At 71.4% G+C, this 16,668-nt stretch carries 15 protein-coding genes; 13 read left to right on the forward strand and 2 right to left on the reverse strand.

What is annotated here, in order from left to right; genetic code table 11:
• Positions 1–50 precede the first annotated feature (50 nt).
• The 12 genes from AB0M73_RS12860 to AB0M73_RS12915 all read left to right on the forward strand — a co-directional run bounded on the left by AB0M73_RS12860 (position 51) and on the right by AB0M73_RS12915 (position 14,345).
• Entirely contained in the window at positions 51–1,178 is a 1,128-nt protein-coding gene (locus AB0M73_RS12860) for a substrate-binding domain-containing protein (RefSeq protein ID WP_363890672.1), read from the forward strand.
• Positions 1,179–1,317: 139 nt separating this feature from the next.
• Positions 1,318–2,631 (forward strand): HlyD family efflux transporter periplasmic adaptor subunit, encoded by a 1,314-nt coding sequence (locus AB0M73_RS12865; protein WP_363890474.1) that lies wholly within the window; start codon positions 1,318–1,320, stop codon positions 2,629–2,631.
• A gap of 15 nt (positions 2,632–2,646) precedes the next feature.
• Positions 2,647–3,378: an ABC transporter ATP-binding protein gene (locus AB0M73_RS12870; RefSeq protein WP_363890476.1), complete on the forward strand. Its 732-nt coding sequence runs from the start codon at positions 2,647–2,649 to the stop codon at positions 3,376–3,378.
• Positions 3,378–4,607 (forward strand): ABC transporter permease, encoded by a 1,230-nt coding sequence (locus AB0M73_RS12875; protein WP_363890478.1) that lies wholly within the window; start codon positions 3,378–3,380, stop codon positions 4,605–4,607. Before AB0M73_RS12870 ends, AB0M73_RS12875 begins: the two co-directional genes overlap by 1 nt.
• A 14-nt stretch (positions 4,608–4,621) precedes the next feature.
• Positions 4,622–5,518 (forward strand): DUF5666 domain-containing protein, encoded by an 897-nt coding sequence (locus AB0M73_RS12880; protein ID WP_363890481.1) that lies wholly within the window; start codon positions 4,622–4,624, stop codon positions 5,516–5,518.
• Positions 5,505–7,193 carry an HlyD family efflux transporter periplasmic adaptor subunit gene (locus AB0M73_RS12885; protein WP_363890482.1) on the forward strand — a complete coding sequence of 563 codons (1,689 nt, stop codon included), beginning with the start codon at positions 5,505–5,507 and terminating at the stop codon, positions 7,191–7,193. The genes AB0M73_RS12880 and AB0M73_RS12885 overlap by 14 nt, the downstream gene beginning before the upstream one ends.
• 41 nt (positions 7,194–7,234) lie before the next feature.
• Positions 7,235–7,939: a response regulator transcription factor gene (locus AB0M73_RS12890; RefSeq protein ID WP_043731054.1), complete on the forward strand. Its 705-nt coding sequence runs from the start codon at positions 7,235–7,237 to the stop codon at positions 7,937–7,939.
• Positions 7,936–9,420 (forward strand): HAMP domain-containing sensor histidine kinase, encoded by a 1,485-nt coding sequence (locus tag AB0M73_RS12895; protein ID WP_363890483.1) that lies wholly within the window; start codon positions 7,936–7,938, stop codon positions 9,418–9,420. The genes AB0M73_RS12890 and AB0M73_RS12895 overlap by 4 nt, the downstream gene beginning before the upstream one ends.
• Before the next feature lie 159 nt (positions 9,421–9,579).
• Complete coding sequence (hemL, locus tag AB0M73_RS12900) at positions 9,580–10,902, forward strand: glutamate-1-semialdehyde 2,1-aminomutase (RefSeq protein ID WP_363890485.1); 1,323 nt, start codon at positions 9,580–9,582, stop codon at positions 10,900–10,902.
• A 97-nt stretch (positions 10,903–10,999) separates the two neighbouring features.
• Positions 11,000–11,605, forward strand: coding sequence for a histidine phosphatase family protein (locus tag AB0M73_RS12905; protein ID WP_363890675.1), 606 nt, complete (start codon positions 11,000–11,002; stop codon positions 11,603–11,605).
• Positions 11,602–12,201 (forward strand): TlpA disulfide reductase family protein, encoded by a 600-nt coding sequence (locus AB0M73_RS12910; RefSeq protein ID WP_363890486.1) that lies wholly within the window; start codon positions 11,602–11,604, stop codon positions 12,199–12,201. Before AB0M73_RS12905 ends, AB0M73_RS12910 begins: the two co-directional genes overlap by 4 nt.
• Positions 12,202–12,305: 104 nt before the next feature.
• Positions 12,306–14,345, forward strand: a complete 2,040-nt coding sequence (locus AB0M73_RS12915) for a phosphocholine-specific phospholipase C (RefSeq protein WP_363890488.1) — start codon at positions 12,306–12,308, stop codon at positions 14,343–14,345.
• On the opposite strand, the gene AB0M73_RS12920 is transcribed toward AB0M73_RS12915, so the two are convergent.
• Positions 14,335–14,850 (reverse strand): DUF1990 domain-containing protein, encoded by a 516-nt coding sequence (locus AB0M73_RS12920; protein WP_363890490.1) that lies wholly within the window; start codon positions 14,848–14,850, stop codon positions 14,335–14,337. The two genes, AB0M73_RS12915 and AB0M73_RS12920, sit on opposite strands and share 11 nt — an antisense overlap.
• Complete coding sequence (locus AB0M73_RS12925) at positions 14,847–15,848, reverse strand: alpha/beta hydrolase family protein (RefSeq protein WP_363890491.1); 1,002 nt, start codon at positions 15,846–15,848, stop codon at positions 14,847–14,849. The genes AB0M73_RS12920 and AB0M73_RS12925 overlap by 4 nt, the downstream gene beginning before the upstream one ends.
• Before the next feature lie 17 nt (positions 15,849–15,865).
• Between AB0M73_RS12925 and AB0M73_RS12930 the strand changes: the two genes are divergently transcribed.
• Positions 15,866–16,645 (forward strand): cytochrome c biogenesis CcdA family protein, encoded by a 780-nt coding sequence (locus AB0M73_RS12930; RefSeq protein ID WP_363890492.1) that lies wholly within the window; start codon positions 15,866–15,868, stop codon positions 16,643–16,645.
• Positions 16,646–16,668 lie beyond the last annotated feature (23 nt).

Raw genomic sequence — 16,668 nt, forward strand, 5'->3', positions numbered from 1 at the left:
AACGTGAAGGGTCCACGTTGTCGTCCACTCGACTTGTCGCCTTGACCGCCGTGCTCGCCCTGGCGCTGACCGCCTGCTCCGGAATGTCGGGCACACCGAAGCCGACCAAGTCCTCGGTGGACTACAGCGCGCAGGCCATGCAGGCCACCCAGGCCGCCATCAGCGGCACCTACCACGAGCCCTCGGCCCAGTCCCGGCCCGCGGCCCCGGGCAAGAAGCTGGCGGTCATCTCCTCCGGCCAGAACGCGATCAGCTCGGTGGTGCCGGCCAACGCCGTGCTGGAGGCGGCCAAGGCGATCGGCTGGGACGCCCAGATCTACGACGGCAAGCTGAACCCGCAGTCCTGGCCCGAGCTGGTGGAGCAGGCGGTGACCAGCGGCGTGTCCGGCATCGTGCTGGTGGCGGTGGACTGCCCGGTGGTGGCCAAGCCGCTGGCCGAGGCCAAGGCCAAGGGCATCAAGGTGGTCGGCATCTTCGCCTTCGACTGCAACGACCCGCTGTTCGGCGGCAACGGCCCGTCGCTGTTCAGCTCGTACGTCGACTTCGGCCCGCCGGTCAACCGCAACATCGACGACTTCTCCGACCTCTACGGCGCCGACCAGGCCAACACCATCATCGCCCAGACCAACGGGTCGGCCAAGGTCGTGCTGGTGACCGACAACGAGTTCACCTCGATCCGGCACGTCATCCAGGGCTTCCGCAACACCATCGCCAAGTGCGCCACCTGTTCCGTCGTCGGCGAGGTCGACATCAAGGCCGCCGACCTGACCGGGCCCAACGCCGAGGCGGAGGTGGAGAAGGCGCTGCGCGACCACCCGGACGCCAACGCCGTGAAGAGCCCGTACGCCGCGGCCACGCTGGCCGCGGTGAGCCCGGCGGTGATGAAGGTCAACCGCGCGGCCTCGCTGTACGTCATGGGCGGCGAGGGTTTCGAGCCGGAGCTGGACCTGATCCGCAAGCACCAGGGCGTCTCGGCGGTCACGATCATCCCGTCCGACTGGTACGGCTGGGCCGCGGTCGACACCGTCAACAGCCTGTTCCTCGGCCAGGAGCCGGCCGACTCGGGACTGGGCTGGCAGCTGATCGACGACGAGGTGAACCCGCCGTCCAACAACGCCTACAAGCCGACAATCGACTTCCGCAGCGCATATCGGGCGGCCTGGGGAAAGACCGGCTGAGCCACCTTCAGGCAACTCACAGGCAGCGTCCAGTCTGGTGACAGGGTGAACACAGAAGATCGGAGGTGGACACCGCCCTGGGGCATGGAAGCTGCCGCGCTCCCCCAGGCAGGGAAGCGAGCAGAGTGAGGAACCCGTGTTGTCGAGATTTCGACTGCGCCTGACCAGACGGCGGGTGATCATCATCGTGGCCGCCGTGGTGGTGGCCACCGGCGGTGGCGTGGCGTGGGCCGCGACCAGACCGGCCGCCGACGCCACGACGACGTCCTTCGCCACCGCGACCACCGCGACGCTGAAGCAGACCGTCTCGTCGTCCGGCACCATCCAGCCGGCCCAGCAGCAGAACCTGAACTTCGCCGTCTCCGGCCAGGTCACCGGGGTCACCGCGACCGTGGGCCAGCAGGTGACCGCCGGCCAGGCCCTGGCCACCGTGAACTCCGCGGCGCTGGCCGCGAACGTCGCCGAGGCGCAGGCGACCGTGTCCACCGACCAGGCCCGGCTGAGCTCGGACCAGACGGCCGGGGCCTCCAGCGCGCAGATCGCCGCCGACCAGGCCGCGGTCACCGCCGCGCAGAACTCCCTGACCAACGCCCAGAACGCCCTGGGCGAAGCCACGCTCACCTCGCCCATCGACGGCACGGTCGCCTCCGTGAACCTGACGGTGGGTCAACAGGTTTCCGGCGGCAGCACGTCGTCGTCGAGCGGCTCGGGCTCGGGTTCCGGCGCTGTCGGCGGCGGTGGGGGACAGGGTGGCGGCGGCGGTGGCTCGACCGGGTCCTCCTCGTCGTCGAGCTCCAGCTCCAGCAGCACCGCTCAGGTCGTGGTGATCTCCACCAACACCTACATCGTCAACGCCAGCGTGGACGACACCGAGGTGGGGCAGGTCAAGAACGGCGAGCAGGCCACCATCACCGCCAACGGCAGCACCGAGCCGGTGTACGGCACTGTCACCTCGGTGGCGATGCTGGCCAGCTCCTCGGCCACGGTCCCGAGCTACCCGGTGACCATCGCCGTCACCGGCACGCCGACCGGCCTGCACCCGGGGGCCAGCGCCACCGTGGCCATCACGGTCAAGCAGGTCACCGACGCCGTGGTCGTGCCGACGGCCGCGATCCACTACGAGGGCGGCAATGCCGTCGTCTACCAGATGTCCGACGGCAAGCAGGTCTCCAAGCAGGTCACCACCGGCATGACGTCCGGCGGCCAGACCCAGATCGTCAGCGGCCTCAACGACGGCGACCAGATCGTGGCGCCCAGCCGTGGCACCGGAACCGGCACCGGCACCACGAGGGGCGGGACCGGCACGGGCGGGACCGGCCGCGGCGGCTTCGGCGGCGGCACGGGCGGTTTCGGGGGCGGGGCCGGCGGCTTCGGCGGTGGCGCCGGCGGTTTCGGTGGCGGCGGCCGCGGCGGCGGCGCGACCGGCGGGGCCCCGCAGGGGAATGGCGGCTGAGCCATGAGCCTCGACATGACCACGCCGATCCCCCCGGTGATCGGCGGGCCGAAGACGGTCATCGGCATCCAGGACGTCACCAAGATCTACCAGACCGGCTCGGTGGAGGTGGCCGCGCTCGGCGGCGTCTCGCTCCGTATCGACGAGGGCGAGTACGTGGCGATCATGGGGCCCTCGGGCTCCGGCAAGTCCACCCTGATGCACATCATCGGCTGCCTGGACGTGGCCACCGCCGGCCGCTACTTCCTGGCCGGCGAGGACGTGAGCGGGCTGTCCGAGAACGAGCTGGCGGTGATCCGCAACAAGCGCATCGGCTTCGTGTTCCAGCAGTTCAACCTGCTCACCTCGCTCACCGCCTGGCGCAACGTCGAGCTGCCGCTGAGCTACGCCGGCGTGCCCAAGGCCGAGCGCAAGCGGCGGGCCGTGGCCGAGCTGGAGCGAGTGGGCCTCGGCGACCGCGTGGAGCACAAGCCGACCGAGCTCTCCGGCGGCCAGCAGTCCCGCGTGGCGCTGGCCCGGGCCCTGGTCAACGCCCCGTCGCTGATCCTGGCCGACGAGCCGACCGGCGCGCTGGACTCCAAGGCCACCGCCGACGTGCTCAACGTCTTCTCCGACCTGCACCGCGCCGGCCACACCATCGTGCTCATCACGCACGAGGAGGACGTCGCCGCCCGCGCGCAGCGGGTCGTGCGGCTGCGGGACGGGTTCATCGAGTCGGACACCAGCAACCTTGTAGGGGGTGTCTGATGGGCTGGCTGGAAACTCTGCGGACCAGTTGGGACGCCATCAGATCGCACCGCCTGCGGTCCGGGCTGACCATGCTCGGCATCCTCATCGGCATCGCGGCCGTGATCCTCACCGTCGGCCTCGGTGAAGGGGCGCAGCAACAGGTCAGCAGCGCCATCAACGCCCTGGGCACCAACCTGCTCGTCGTCACGCCGGGCAGCTCGACCACCGGCGGCGTGCGCGGCGGCTCCGGCACCTCGGTGTCGCTGACCGCCAGCGACGCGACGGCGTTGGGGGACAAGGCGGTCGCGCCGGACATCCAGGCCGTGGCCCCGAGCAACAGCCGCTCCGAGTCGCTGACCGCCGGGTCCACCAACTGGACGACCTCGGTCGTCGGCACCACCCCGGACTGGCTGGGCGTGCGGGCGCGAACCGTTGACGTGGGACGGTTCCTCACCAATCAGGACATCAGCGGCGAAGCGGCCAATGTCGTGCTCGGCCCGTCGACCGCCCAGGAACTGTTCGGGGGAGCCGATCCCGTCGGTCGCACGGTGACGATCGGGAACATTCCCTTCACGGTGGTGGGCGTGCTGGCTTCCGAGGGAACCTCGTCCGCGCAGAACCAGGACGACCAGGCGGTGGTGCCGATCAGCACCGCCTCCGACCGGATCTTCGGCGGGTCGACCCGGACCTCCGTACAGTCGATATACGTGGAAGCGACGTCCGCGGACACCCTGTCGGCCGCCTACCAGGAGGCCAACCAGGAGCTGCTGACCCTGCACCACGTGACCGACCCGACCGCCGCCGACTTCACCATCGCCAGCCAGGAGTCGCTGCTGTCCACCGCGACCTCGGTCAGCAAGACGCTGACCATCCTGCTCGGCGGCGTGGCCGCGCTGTCGCTGCTGGTCGGCGGGATCGGCGTCATGAACATCATGCTGGTGTCGGTGACCGAGCGGATCCGCGAGATCGGCCTGCGCAAGGCGCTGGGCGCGAGTCCCACCCTGATCCGCCGGCAGTTCCTGGTCGAGGCGTCCGTGCTCGGCCTGGCCGGCGGCCTGCTGGGCGCGCTGCTGGGGATCGTGGGCGCGCTGGTGCTGCCGGGGCTGATCTCGTCCACCATCACCGTGTCCCCGACCGCCACCGTGCTGGCCATCCTGACCTCGATCGCCATCGGCATGGCCTTCGGCGTGTACCCGGCCAGTCGGGCCGCCCGCCTGGCCCCGATCGACGCACTCCGTAGCGAATGAGCTGGAGCCCAACGATGTCCGTGCAGATCCGCAAGGCCGCCCTCGGCGTTATGGCCGGTGCGCTGGCGTTCACGCTGGCCGCCTGCGGCGGCTCCTCGCCCGCCGCGCCGGCCGGCAACCCCAGCGGCAAGCAGCAGACCCCCGGCGGCAACCGCAACGGCGGCGCGCCGCCCGGGGTGTTCGGCAGCATCGCCGCGGTGTCCGGCCAGACGCTCCAGGTGCAGAACCCGCAGAGCGGCCAGACCGCCGTCACCTACGACGGCTCCACCAAGATCACCAACTCGGTGGCCGGCACGCTGGCCGACGTCACCTCCGGAGCCTGCGTGAGCGTGGTCGGCACCTCCAGCGGCCAGGGGCAGCCGGTCGGCGCCACCGCCGTGACGATCACCCAGGCCGGGGCCGACGGGTGCAACTTCGGCGGCGGCCAGCGGCCCTCCGGCTCCAACACGCCGCGGCCGTCCGGCTCCAACACGCCGCGGCCGTCCGGCTCGAACCGGCCGCGGCCCAGCGGCAGCAACGGCCCCCGGCCCAGCACCGGCAACAACCCGGCCGGCGGGCCGCGGGCCTTCGGGGCCGTGACCGCGGTGTCGGCCACCGGCTTCACCGTGCACTCGACCTTCGGCACCAACGCCACCGACGTCACGGTCACCGTCACGTCGGCGACGACGTACACCAAGACCGTCACCGCCGATCCCGCCGCGCTGGTTGTGGGCGCATGCGTTGCGGCGCAAGGGAAGGCCGACGACACCGGCGCGGTGGCGGCGACCTCCATCGCCGTCAGCAAGGCCGGTCCCAACGGCTGCACCGGCGGCTTCCGTGGCGGCCGTGGCGGCTTCGGCGGCGGCCGGGGTGGCGGCGGCAACGGTGGGGGTAACGGCGGCGGCAATGGTGGTGGCAATGGCAACGGCTGAGCCGAAAAGACGAGGGTTCCGCCGCTCCCGGGTGGTGATCGGCATCGTGGTGCTGGTCCTGCTCGGCGGCGGGGCGGCGGCCTACGCCGCGACCAGGAGCGACGATCCCTCGTATCGCACGACCACCGCCGGCCCGGCCAAGGTCACGTCGGTGCTCACCGGCACCGGCACCGTGCAGCCGGTTTCCGAGGCCACGGTGAGCTTCCCGGTCACCGGCCAGGTCGCGACCGTGAGCGTGAAGCAGGGCGACACGGTGACTTCCGGGCAGGTGCTGGCGCAGCTGAACACCACCACCCTGTCGGGCCAGCTCAGCTCGGCCCAGTCCACTTTGGCCACCGCGCAGGCCAAGCTGGCGGCCGACCAGAACAGCCAGACCACGGTCGTGCCGACCTCGTCGACGCCTTCGAGCGGGGGATCGGGCGGCGGCTCGTCGTCCAAGCTCACCCCGCTGCTGAAGTCCATCTCCACCGGGCAGAACGCGGTTCGCGGGGCGCAGCAGAAGGTGGACGCCGACCTCAAGCTGGCCGGCGCGGCGCTGAAGCAGGCGCAGACGACCTGCCCGGACATCATCAAGCAGCTCGGGTCCGGTGGGTCCACCCCGCCGGCGGGCACCACTGATCCGACTTCGACGTCGACTTCCACCCCGCCGACGTCTACAACCCCGCCGCCACCGGCCGCGCCGCCAGTGAGCGTCACCGACTGCACCGATCTGTTGCAGCAGGTTCAGGACGCGCAGGCCAAGACCGCCGCCGACGAGACGGCGCTGAGCCAGGCCGAGGCGTCATTGTCGACGGCCCTCGGCCAGGCGGCGGCCGCCGTGCAGCAGTCGTCCTCGTCTTCTTCCTCGACCGCAACGAAAACGCCCTCTGGTAGCACCGGCGGCAGCCAAGGCGGATCTCGTGGCGGCTCGTCGACGCCGCCCTCGGCCGACCAGATCGCCGCCGACCAGGCGTCCGTCGACGCGGCCGACGCGCAGCTGGCCGCCAACCAGCAGAACCTGGCCGCGGCCAGCCTGGTCAGCCCGATCGACGGCACCGTCGCCCAGGTCGACCTGGCCAGCGGCCAGAGCGCCTCGGCCAACTCGACCACCGCCAAGATCGTGGTCATCGGGACCGGCGGCAACCAGGTCACCACCTCGGTCAACGACAACCAGGTCGGCCAGGTCAAGCCCGGGCAGCCGGCCACCATCACCCCCGACGGCGCGGGCAAGCCGCTGACCGGCAAGGTCGTCGCCATCGGCGCGCTGGCCAGCACCACCACCGGCGGCGCGTCCGGCTTCCCGGTGACGATCTCCCTGGACGGCGGCGGCACCGCCCTGTTCGCCGGCTCCACCGCGACCGTGGCGATCACCCTCGGCAGCGCCCAGGCCGCCGTCACCGTGCCGACCTCGGCCGTGCACACCCTCGGCGCCACCAGCTTCGTGACGACGCTGGTGGACGGCACGCCGGCCAGCAAGCGGGTCACCGTCGGCGTGATCGGCGCGACCGTCACCCAGATCACCGGCGGCATCAACGCCGGTGACGAGGTCGTGCTGGCCGACCTGAGCCAGGCCCTGCCGTCGGCCACCACCGGCGCCGGCGCCCGCGGTTTGACAGGCGGCGGCGGAGGCTTCCGCACAGGTGGGACGGGCACTGCGGGTGGCGGCGCCGCGACGGGAGGCCGGGGCGGCAGGTGAAGCCCGACACGCTCGGTTCCGGGGTGGAGCAGTATGTGCCTATGCCCGAGCCAAGCAAGCGCAGCCGGCTGCTCGTCGTCGAGGACGAGCCGAGCATCAGGGAGCTGCTCGCCGCCAGCCTTCGGTTCGCCGGATTCGACGTGGACACCGCGTCCACCGGCACCGACGCGCTGCGCAGCGTCGAGCGGGAGCGGCCGGACCTGATCCTGCTCGACGTGATGCTGCCCGACCGGGACGGCTTCGAGGTCGTGCGGCGGCTGCGCTCGGGCGGGCTGGGCGTGCCGGTGCTGTTCCTGACCGCGCGGGACGGGGCCGAGGACAAGATCACCGGGCTGACCATCGGCGGCGACGACTACGTCACCAAGCCGTTCAGCCTGGAGGAGGTCATCGCCCGGGTCAACGCGGTGCTGCGGCGGACCAAGGCGCAGCCGGAGCCGCCGGACAACCGGCTGCGCTACGCCGATCTGGAGCTGGAGGTGGACAGCCACGAGGTGCGCCGGGCCGGGCGCCTCGTGCAGCTGTCGCCGACCGAGTTCAAGCTGCTGCACTTCCTGCTGCGCAACGCCGGCCGGGTGCTGTCCAAGGCGCAGATCCTGGACCAGGTGTGGCACTACGACTTCAACGGCGAGGCCGGCGTGGTCGAGTCGTACATCTCCTACCTGCGCCGCAAGGTGGACGACGTGGAGCCGCGCCTGATCCACACCGTCCGCGGCGTCGGCTACGTGCTGCGGCAGTCCACGACATGACTCGCGTCGTGAAGTGGTTCCGCGACTACTTCGGCCGCATGCCGCTGCGGGTGCACCTGGTGTCCGGTCTGGTGCTGCTGGTCGCGGTGGCGCTGTTCGGGGCCTGGTTCATCACGTCCAAGGTCCTGGAGAACTACCTCTACGGCCAGATGGACAACCGGCTGCACACCATGCTGGTGTCCACCCAGCGGCAGGCCCAGGACGGCATCGAGCGGCCGCGGCCCCCCGGGTTCCGGCCCGGCTTCCGGCTGCCCGGCCGCAGCCTGGTCGTGCTGCGCACACCCACCGACTCCCGCGAGCTGACCACGCCCTCGGACGACGGCAGCTCCCGGCCGGCGCTGCCGCCGATGGGTCAGCTGGCCGAGGGCTCGGCCGTGACGCTGCTGTCGCAGAACGACGGCGGCCCGCGCTGGCGGGTGCAGGCCTCGCGGCAGGGCGACATCGAGATCGTGGTCGCCACGGACCAGCGCGACCTGGACACCGCCGTGACCGACATGCGGATCCGGTCGCTGATGATCTGCCTCGGGGCCCTGGTGTTGGTCGCCGGGCTCGGCTATGCCTTGGTGCGCGGCAGCATGCGGCCGTTGGAGGAGGTCGAGCAGACCGCCGACGTCATCGCGACCGGCGAGCTCTCCCGCCGCGTTCCGGTGCGGCGGCCGGGCAGCGAGGTCGGGCGGCTGGCCAACTCCCTCAACGTGATGCTGGGGCGCATCGAGGAGGCCTTCACCGCCCGGCAGCAGTCCGAGGAGGCCGCCCGCCGCTCGGAGAACCGGATGCGGCAGTTCGTCGCCGACGCCTCGCACGAGCTGCGGACCCCGCTCACCTCCATCCGGGGCTACGCCGAGCTGTACCGGCAGGGCGCGGTCACCTCCACCGCCGAGGTCGCCGAGGTGCTCGGCCGCATCGAGGACCAGGCCGCCCGGATGGGGCTGCTGGTCGAGGACCTCTTACTGCTGGCCCGGCTCGACCAGCAGCGCCCGCTGGAGCAGCGGGTGGTCGACCTGACCGTGATCGCCGTGGACGCAGTGCACGACGCCCGGGTGCTCGACCCCGACCGGAAGATCGGGCTGCACCTCGACGTGGCCATCGATCCCGACGAGGAGGAGGGCAGCGCCCTCACCGTGCTCGGCGACGAGGCCCGGCTCCGCCAGGTGCTCAGCAACCTGGTCAACAACGCCATCACCCACACCCCCGCCGCCACCCCCGTCGACGTCCGCCTGTCCCGCCGCGACGAGGCCGGCCGGCCCATGGCCGTCGTCGAGGTCTCCGACCAGGGCCCCGGCCTCACCGCCGAGCAGACCGAACGGATCTTCGAGCGCTTCTACCGGGCCGACGCCGTCCGCAGCCGCGAGAACGGCGGCACCGGCCTGGGCCTGGCCATCGTCGCCGCCCTGGTCGCCGCCCACGGCGGCCGCGTCGAGCTGGACACCGCCCCCGGCGACGGCGCCACCTTCCGCGTCCTCCTACCCCAGCAACCCTGACCCCCGCGAGTCACGCTCTGCGGCACACCGAAATGCGGTGTCGAGCAGATCGGCGGGCTCGCCTTCACCTGATGCGGCGACGCTGTGACGGCGTCACCGTGGCGCGTCATGTGATGGCGTGACGGCGGCCACGTGGCGTCACCTGTAAGACTGGAGGTCGTGACGATCGAGCAAGCAGCCAGCGTGGACACCTCCCGTGCGCTGTTCGACCGGGCGGCCAAGGCGACGCCGGGCGGGGTCAACTCGCCGGTGCGGGCCTTCCACTCGGTCGGCGGCACGCCCCGATTCATGGTTCGCGGCGAGGGCCCGCACCTGTGGGACGCCGACGGGAACCGGTACGTCGACCTGGTCAGCTCGTGGGGCCCGATGATCCTGGGCCACGCCCACCCCGAGGTCGTGGCGGCGGTGCAGCGGGCGGCGTCGGCCGGCCTGTCCTTCGGCACGCCGACCGAGGGCGAGGTGCTGCTGGCCGAGGAGCTGATCGCCCGCGTCGCGCCGGTGGAGCAGGTGCGCCTGGTCAACTCCGGCACCGAGGCGACGATGAGCGCGATCCGGCTGGCCCGGGGCTTCACCGGCCGGCGCAAGATCGTCAAGTTCGCCGGCTGCTACCACGGCCACGTCGACGCGCTGCTGGCCCAGGCCGGCTCCGGCGTGGCGACGCTGGGCCTGCCGACGACGCCCGGCGTCACGGGCGCGCAGGCGGCCGACACGATCGTGCTGCCCTACAACGACATCGAGGCCGTCAAGGCGGCGTTCGAGGCGAACGAGGGCGAGATCGCGGCGATCATCACGGAGGCGGCCGCGGGCAACATGGGCGCGGTGGCGCCGGATCCCGGCTTCAACGCTGCCCTGCGCGAGGCCTGCCACACAGGAGGCGCGCTGCTGATCATGGACGAGGTGATGACCGGCTTCCGTGTCTCCAAGGCCGGTTGGTACGGCCTGGAGCACGTGCCGGGCGACCTCTACACGTTCGGCAAGGTGATGTCCGGCGGCCTGCCGGCGGCGGCCTTCGGCGGCCGCGCCGACGTGATGGGCAAGCTGGCCCCGAGCGGCCCGGTCTACCAGGCCGGCACGCTGTCCGGGAACCCGGTGGCGGTGGCCGCCGGCCTGACCCAGCTGCGGCTGGCCGACGACGAGGTCTACCGCAGGCTGGACCGCAACGCCCGGCTGCTGGGCGAGCTGTTCGACGACGCGCTGACCGCCGAGGGCGTGGCCCACCAGGTGCAGTACGCCGGCAACCTGGTCAGCGTCTTCTTCAGCGAGGAGCCGGTTCGCGACTACGCCGGCGCGCAGGCGGCGCAGACCTGGCGCTTCCCGCCGTTCTTCCACGCACTGCTCGACCGGGGCGTCTACCCGCCACCGAGCGCCTTCGAGGCGTGGTTTGTCAACGCCGCCATGGACGACGCCGCGTTCGAGGTCATCGAGCAGGCGCTGCCGCACGCCGCGGCGGCCGCCGCAGCGGCCAAGGAGGACGGTCAGTGACCGAGCTTGCGAGGGCGCCATTCAGCACAGGGACCTGGGTCGCAGACCCGCCGAGCGCTAGCGAGGTGGGACTGTGACTCGCACCCTCGTTCATCTCATGCGCCACGGTGAGGTGCACAACCCGACCGGCATCCTGTACGGCCGGCTGCCTGGCTTCCGGCTGTCCGCGCAGGGTGAGAAGCAGGCCATCCGGGTCGCCGAGCACCTGGCCGACCGCGACATCGTGCACGTGGTCGCCTCGCCGCTGGAGCGGGCCCAGCAGACCGCCGGCCCGATCGTCGACTCGCACCGCCTGGAGCTGGTCACCGACGACCGGCTGATCGAGGCGGACAACCAGTTCGAGGGCCTGAAGGTCTCCGTCGGCGACGGCGCGCTGCGCTCGCCGAAGCACTGGGCCAAGCTGCGGAACCCGTTCGAGCCGTCCTGGGGCGAGCCGTACCTGAAGATCGCCCACCGCATGCTGGGCGCCGTGCACCGCGCCCGCGCCGCCGCCGCCGGCCACGAGGCCGTCTGCGTGTCGCACCAGCTCCCGGTCTGGACCACGCGCTTGTTCCTGGAGGGCAAGCACATGTGGCACGACCCGCGGAAGCGGCAGTGCTCGCTGGCTTCGCTCACCACGCTCACGTTCGAGGACGAGATGTTGGTGCGGGTCAGCTACTCGGAGCCGGCCGGCAGCACCGACCCGAGGGTCACGGGCGCATGAGCGACAAGGGAGTCGCTCGGTTCAAGCGCGTTGCCGTCGCCGTCGCCGCGATGGCCGCGCTGGCCGCCTGCACCACCGGCAAGGACGCCGTCATCCAGGGCCAGGGCACGTTCCAGTTCACCGCGCCCGGCGGACAGACCCACATCGACTACACCGGCCAGCAGCGCCAGCCGCTCAAGGAGCTGTCCGGCGACAGCCTGCTCCAGGACGGCCAGCAGGTGAAGCTGAGCGAGTACACCGGCAAGATCGTCGTGATCAACATCTGGGGCGCCTGGTGCGGGCCGTGCCGCAAGGAGGCGCCGCAGCTCCAGCAGGTCTACGACGAGACCAAGGACCAGGGCGTGCAGGTGCTGGGCGTGGACGTGCGCGACGACAAGGCGGCGGCGCTGGACTTCTACCACAACGCCAAACTGGACTATCCGTCGATTTTCGACCCGCCGGGGCGGTCGCTGCTGGTGCTGCAGGGCTACCCCCGCACCACGACGCCGTCGACGCTGGTGCTGGACCGCCAGCACCGGGTGGCCTGGGTGTCGCTTTTGCCGGTTGAGCGCGACGAACTGCTGTCCAAGGTGAAGCAACTCATCGCCGAGAAGTAGGGCCCAGTTCACCGCACGTTTCCGTTCGTATGACGGGTGTTCCGAACGCTTTCGAGCAATTAACCTCGCGTTCGGTCCCGCCCCACCACGGATGGAGCATATCCATGGCCGACTCGAACTCCCACCTCACCAGGCGTCGGTTCCTCGGCGCCGCCGCCGGAACGGTCGCGGCGGCCGGTGCGCTCGGCGCGCTGCCGCCCGGCATGGCCGAGGCGCTGGCCGAGCCCCGCCGCCGCGGCCGCATCAGCGATGTGCAGCACGTGGTCGTCCTGATGCAGGAGAACCGCTCCTTCGACCACTACTACGGCACGATGCGCGGCACCCGCGGCTTCGCCGACCGCAGCGCGGTGATCCAGCCCAACGGCAAGGACATCTACCACCAGTACGACCTCGTGCGCAGCGACGGCAACGCGCTGCTTCCGTTCCATGTGGACACCAAAAAGGTGGACGGGCAGGACCTCGGCGACCTCGGCCACGGCTGGGACGACCAGCACCTGGCCATGAACGGTGGCGCCAACAACTCGTGGATCACCGCCAAGGGCGAGATGACCATGGGCTACTTCACCGAGCAGGACATCCCCTTCCACCGCGCGCTGGCCGACTCCTTCACCCTGTGCGACGCCTACCACTGCTCGGTGCAGGGCCCGACCACGCCCAACCGGCTGTACCTGTTCAGCGGCACCATCGACGCCGACGGCAAGTACGGCGGCCCGGTCAACTACAACCCGGCCGACTACAAGGGCGTGCTGCGCTGGACCACCTACCCCGAGCGGCTGCAGGACGCGGGCGTGTCGTGGAAGGTGTACGCCAACAAGGAGGTCGGCGACGACGGGGCGCACCCGTTCGTCGGCGACTACGGCGACAACCCGCTGTGGTTGTTCGAGCAGTACCACGCCGACTACAACAGCGAGCTGTCCCGGCGGGCCAGCGTGTTCCAGACGTGGGAGCCGGATTCCGGCAAGGGCAAGGACGTCAACCACGTGCTGTCGGACTTCATCGCCGACTGCGCGGCCGGCACGCTGCCCAAGGTGTCCTGGATCGTCGCCCCGTACGGCTACTGCGAGCACCCCGAGGCGCGCCCGGTGGACGGCGCCGCCTACACCCAGGCCGTGCTGAACGCCTTGTGGGCCAACAAGAAGCTCTGGGACAACACCGTCGTCCTGATCGACTACGACGAGAACGACGGCTTCTTCGACCACGTGCCGCCGCCGATGGCCCCGGCCGGCACGGCCGGCGAGTTCATTAGCGGCAAGTCCATCGGCCTCGGCGCCCGCGTGCCGATGACGGTGATCTCGCCGTGGAGCCGTGGCGGCTGGATCAACTCCGAGGTCGCCGACCACACCTCGGTGATCCGCTTCCTGGAGCAGTGGACCGGCGTGCGCGAGCCGAACATCACCGACTGGCGCCGGGCCATCTGCGGCGACCTGACCAGCTGCTTCGACTTCGCCACGAAAAACGCGGCGATCCCCCTGCTGCCGGACACCGCCGCGCTGCGCAAGATCGCCGACGACACCGAGACCAAGCTGCCCAAGCCGGCCCCGCCGGCCATCGGCAAGCAGGTCACGCCGCTGCAGGACCAGGGCACGCGCCCGGCCCGGCCGCTGCCCTACCAGCCGGCCGCCACCACGTCGCTCTCGGCCGACAAGGGCACGCTGACCACCACCTTCGCCAACTACGGCGCCGGCGACCTCCAGCTGTGGGCGTTCCGCGCCGACGGCAGGACCGACGGCCCGTGGCAGTACGACGTGCCGGCCGGCCAGCAGGTCAGCGACACGTGGAAGATCTGGAGCTACGGCTACAAGTACAACGTCGCCGTGCACGGCCCGAACCGCTTCCGCTGGCAGTTCGCCGCTGACGTGAACAAGGCCGGCGCCATCGACGCCGTGGCCGGCTACACCTCCGACTTCAAGCTCAAGCTGGCCCTGACCAACCCCAGCGCCGCGGCCGTGAAGTTCACCGTCACGACCAACTACTACGGCAGCGGCAGGCAGAGCTTCTCCGTTGCCGCCGGCCAGACCGTCGAGCACACCTTCGCGCCGGTCGAGGGCTGGTACGACCTGAGCGTGACCATCGACGCCGACCCGGTCTTCCTGCGCCGCTACAGCGGCCACATCGAGAACGGCCGCCCCAGCATCACCGGCTGAGCGAGGCCAGGTACCGGTCGGTCAGCAGGTTCTGCGCCAGCCGACCGACCGGTCCGCCCAGCTTGGCCAGGAGCGTCGCCGGGCGGGAGAACGCCGTCACCACGAACGACACCGCTCCGTCGTCGGCCCGCTCCACCACGAACGCCTCCTCGCCGCTGACCGGATGCCCCGGCAGCGTCCCGTAGGCGAAGCCCTGCCGGGTCGGCTCGTCGATCACGTGCACCACGCGGCACGGCACCTGGATCGGGCCCAACCGCAGCACCACCACGGCATCCGGCTCCACCCGGGCCGACGACGCCTGCACCCGCAGCCCGGTGGCGACCTGCGGCCGCCAGCCCAGCAGCCGGTCCCCGGCCTCGTCGAAGCCGGCGGACAGCCGCACGCGACGGCTGATCGTGCGGTAACCGGCCGGCAGCGCGCCGGCGGTCGCGCCGACCTCGGCGTAGGTGAACGGGGCCGCTTTCAGCTCGGCGGCGCGGGCGGCGGACAGCAGTTGGACGGTCACCGGCCCATTCTCCCGGCGCCGATGGCCGCCAGCAGCATCGGCAGCGATCGGTGCAGCTCCCGCTGCCAATCGGGCCAAGCGTGCCGGCCGCCGGCGTAGAACTCCGTCGTGACCGGGACGGCCGCCGCGTGCAGCCGATCCACCAGCGCCTGCGACTCCCCGCGGACCACGTGCTCGATCTCGTCGCCGTCGCCGCACGACAGGAACAGGGCCTTGCCCCGCAGGCCCGACACGTCTCGAACCGAGTGCTCACGCCACATCCCGACCTCGTTCGGCCGCGCCGGATCACCCCACAGGTTGTGCCAGTCGGAGCCGGGGCACAGCAGCCACATCGACTCGGTGGCGTCCGGGTAGGACAGCGGATCCACGGCCCCGCTGTACGCCGCCGCCGCTTGGAACAGGTCCGGATGTGCTGCGGCGTAATGCATCGCGCCCATACCGCCCATCGAGTTGCCGGCCACCGCGCGCCGGTCGCCGGCGTGGTAGCGGGTCTCCAGGATCCGTCGCAGCTCCGTCAGATGGAACGTCTCCCAGGCCGGCGCCCCGCCGCGGCCCTGGTTCCACCAGTCCGAGTAGTTGCCGCAGTGGCCGCCGTCCGGCATCACGACGATCGCCCCGATGTTCAGCGTGGCCACATCCGTGTGGTCGGTCCAGGCCGCGTGATCGTCGCCGGAACCGTGCAGCAGATACAGCACCGGCCAGGTGCGGGTGGCCTCCCGGGACCAGTCCGGCGGCAGCAGCAGTCGCGTGGTCACCTCGCCGCCCACGGCCGCGGACCGCATCGTCACGTCCACCTCTCGGCCGGTCAGCCAGTGCTCGGCCAGTCCGGCGTCGCCGGCGAACTCCGGCGGGCCGGTCAGCAACACCGCCAGCGCCAGCACCGCGAGCAGGGCCTTCACAAAGATCAGATGCCCCGAGGTCGCGGCCGGCAAACCGGGTAGCACATCGCGCCGAAAACGGGCGGTGACCTGCCCCGGTTGCTCGGTGACCTGGGCCACTACCTACTCTCGGTCGAGTGAACGCGCTGGCCGAGCTAGCCACGTCGGGGCCGCTGTTGCTGGCCGCGGCGGTTGCCTTGCTCGCCGGCGCGGTGTCGTTCGCCTCCCCCTGCTGCCTGCCGCTGGTGCCCGGCTACCTGGCGTACCTGGCCGGCCTGGTCGGCGCGGACGCCCCGGCGGTGAGCGCCGACGAGCCGGCCAAGGCGGGCCGCTGGCGTGTGGTCGGGGCCTCGGGGCTGTTCGTGCTGGGCTTCACCGTGGTGTTCACCATCGGCTCCGTCACGCTGTTCGGGCTGACGGATCTGTTGCTGCTGAACGCGGAGTGGCTGCAGCGCATCGGCGGCGTGGTGACGATCCTGATGGGCCTGGTGTTCGTGGGCCTGGTGCCGATGTTGCAGCGGGATCTGCGCCTGCACCGCAAGCCGCGCGTGGGCCTGCTGGGCGCGCCGGTGCTGGGCGCGGTGTTCGGGCTGGGCTGGACTCCGTGCGTCGGACCGACGCTGGGCGGGGTGCTGTCGCTGACCGCCGGCACGCCGGTGGGCCCGATCGCGCTGCGCGGCATCTTCCTCATCCTGATCTTCTGCATCGGCCTGGGCGTGCCGTTCGTGCTGATCGCCATGGGCGCCCGCTGGGCGGTGCGGGTCACCGGCTGGCTGCGCCGGCACGTGCGGGGCGTCCAGTTGGCCGGCGGCGGCCTGCTCATCGTCGTGGGCGTGCTGCTGGTCTCCGGCCTGTGGGGCCAGCTGCTCGCGATCATTCAGGACAACTTCGCGACGAATGCGTCGGTGCCGCTGTGACGAACGCTCTCGCCTACCTCCGC

Source organism: Kutzneria sp. NPDC051319 (assembly GCF_040682195.1).
GTDB lineage: Bacteria > Actinomycetota > Actinomycetes > Mycobacteriales > Pseudonocardiaceae > Kutzneria.

Excerpts from the sequence above, each read along its gene's own strand:
- AB0M73_RS12870 (WP_363890476.1), top strand. The coding sequence starts at position 2,647 with ATGACCACGCCGATCCCCCCGGTGATCGGCGGGCCGAAGACGGTCATC.
- AB0M73_RS12875 (WP_363890478.1), top strand. The coding sequence starts at position 3,378 with ATGGGCTGGCTGGAAACTCTGCGGACCAGTTGGGACGCCATCAGATCG.
- AB0M73_RS12880 (WP_363890481.1), top strand. The coding sequence starts at position 4,622 with ATGTCCGTGCAGATCCGCAAGGCCGCCCTCGGCGTTATGGCCGGTGCG.
- AB0M73_RS12885 (WP_363890482.1), top strand. The coding sequence starts at position 5,505 with ATGGCAACGGCTGAGCCGAAAAGACGAGGGTTCCGCCGCTCCCGGGTG.
- AB0M73_RS12890 (WP_043731054.1), top strand. The coding sequence starts at position 7,235 with ATGCCCGAGCCAAGCAAGCGCAGCCGGCTGCTCGTCGTCGAGGACGAG.
- AB0M73_RS12895 (WP_363890483.1), top strand. The coding sequence starts at position 7,936 with ATGACTCGCGTCGTGAAGTGGTTCCGCGACTACTTCGGCCGCATGCCG.
- AB0M73_RS12905 (WP_363890675.1), top strand. The coding sequence starts at position 11,000 with ATGCGCCACGGTGAGGTGCACAACCCGACCGGCATCCTGTACGGCCGG.
- AB0M73_RS12910 (WP_363890486.1), top strand. The coding sequence starts at position 11,602 with ATGAGCGACAAGGGAGTCGCTCGGTTCAAGCGCGTTGCCGTCGCCGTC.
- AB0M73_RS12915 (WP_363890488.1), top strand. The coding sequence starts at position 12,306 with ATGGCCGACTCGAACTCCCACCTCACCAGGCGTCGGTTCCTCGGCGCC.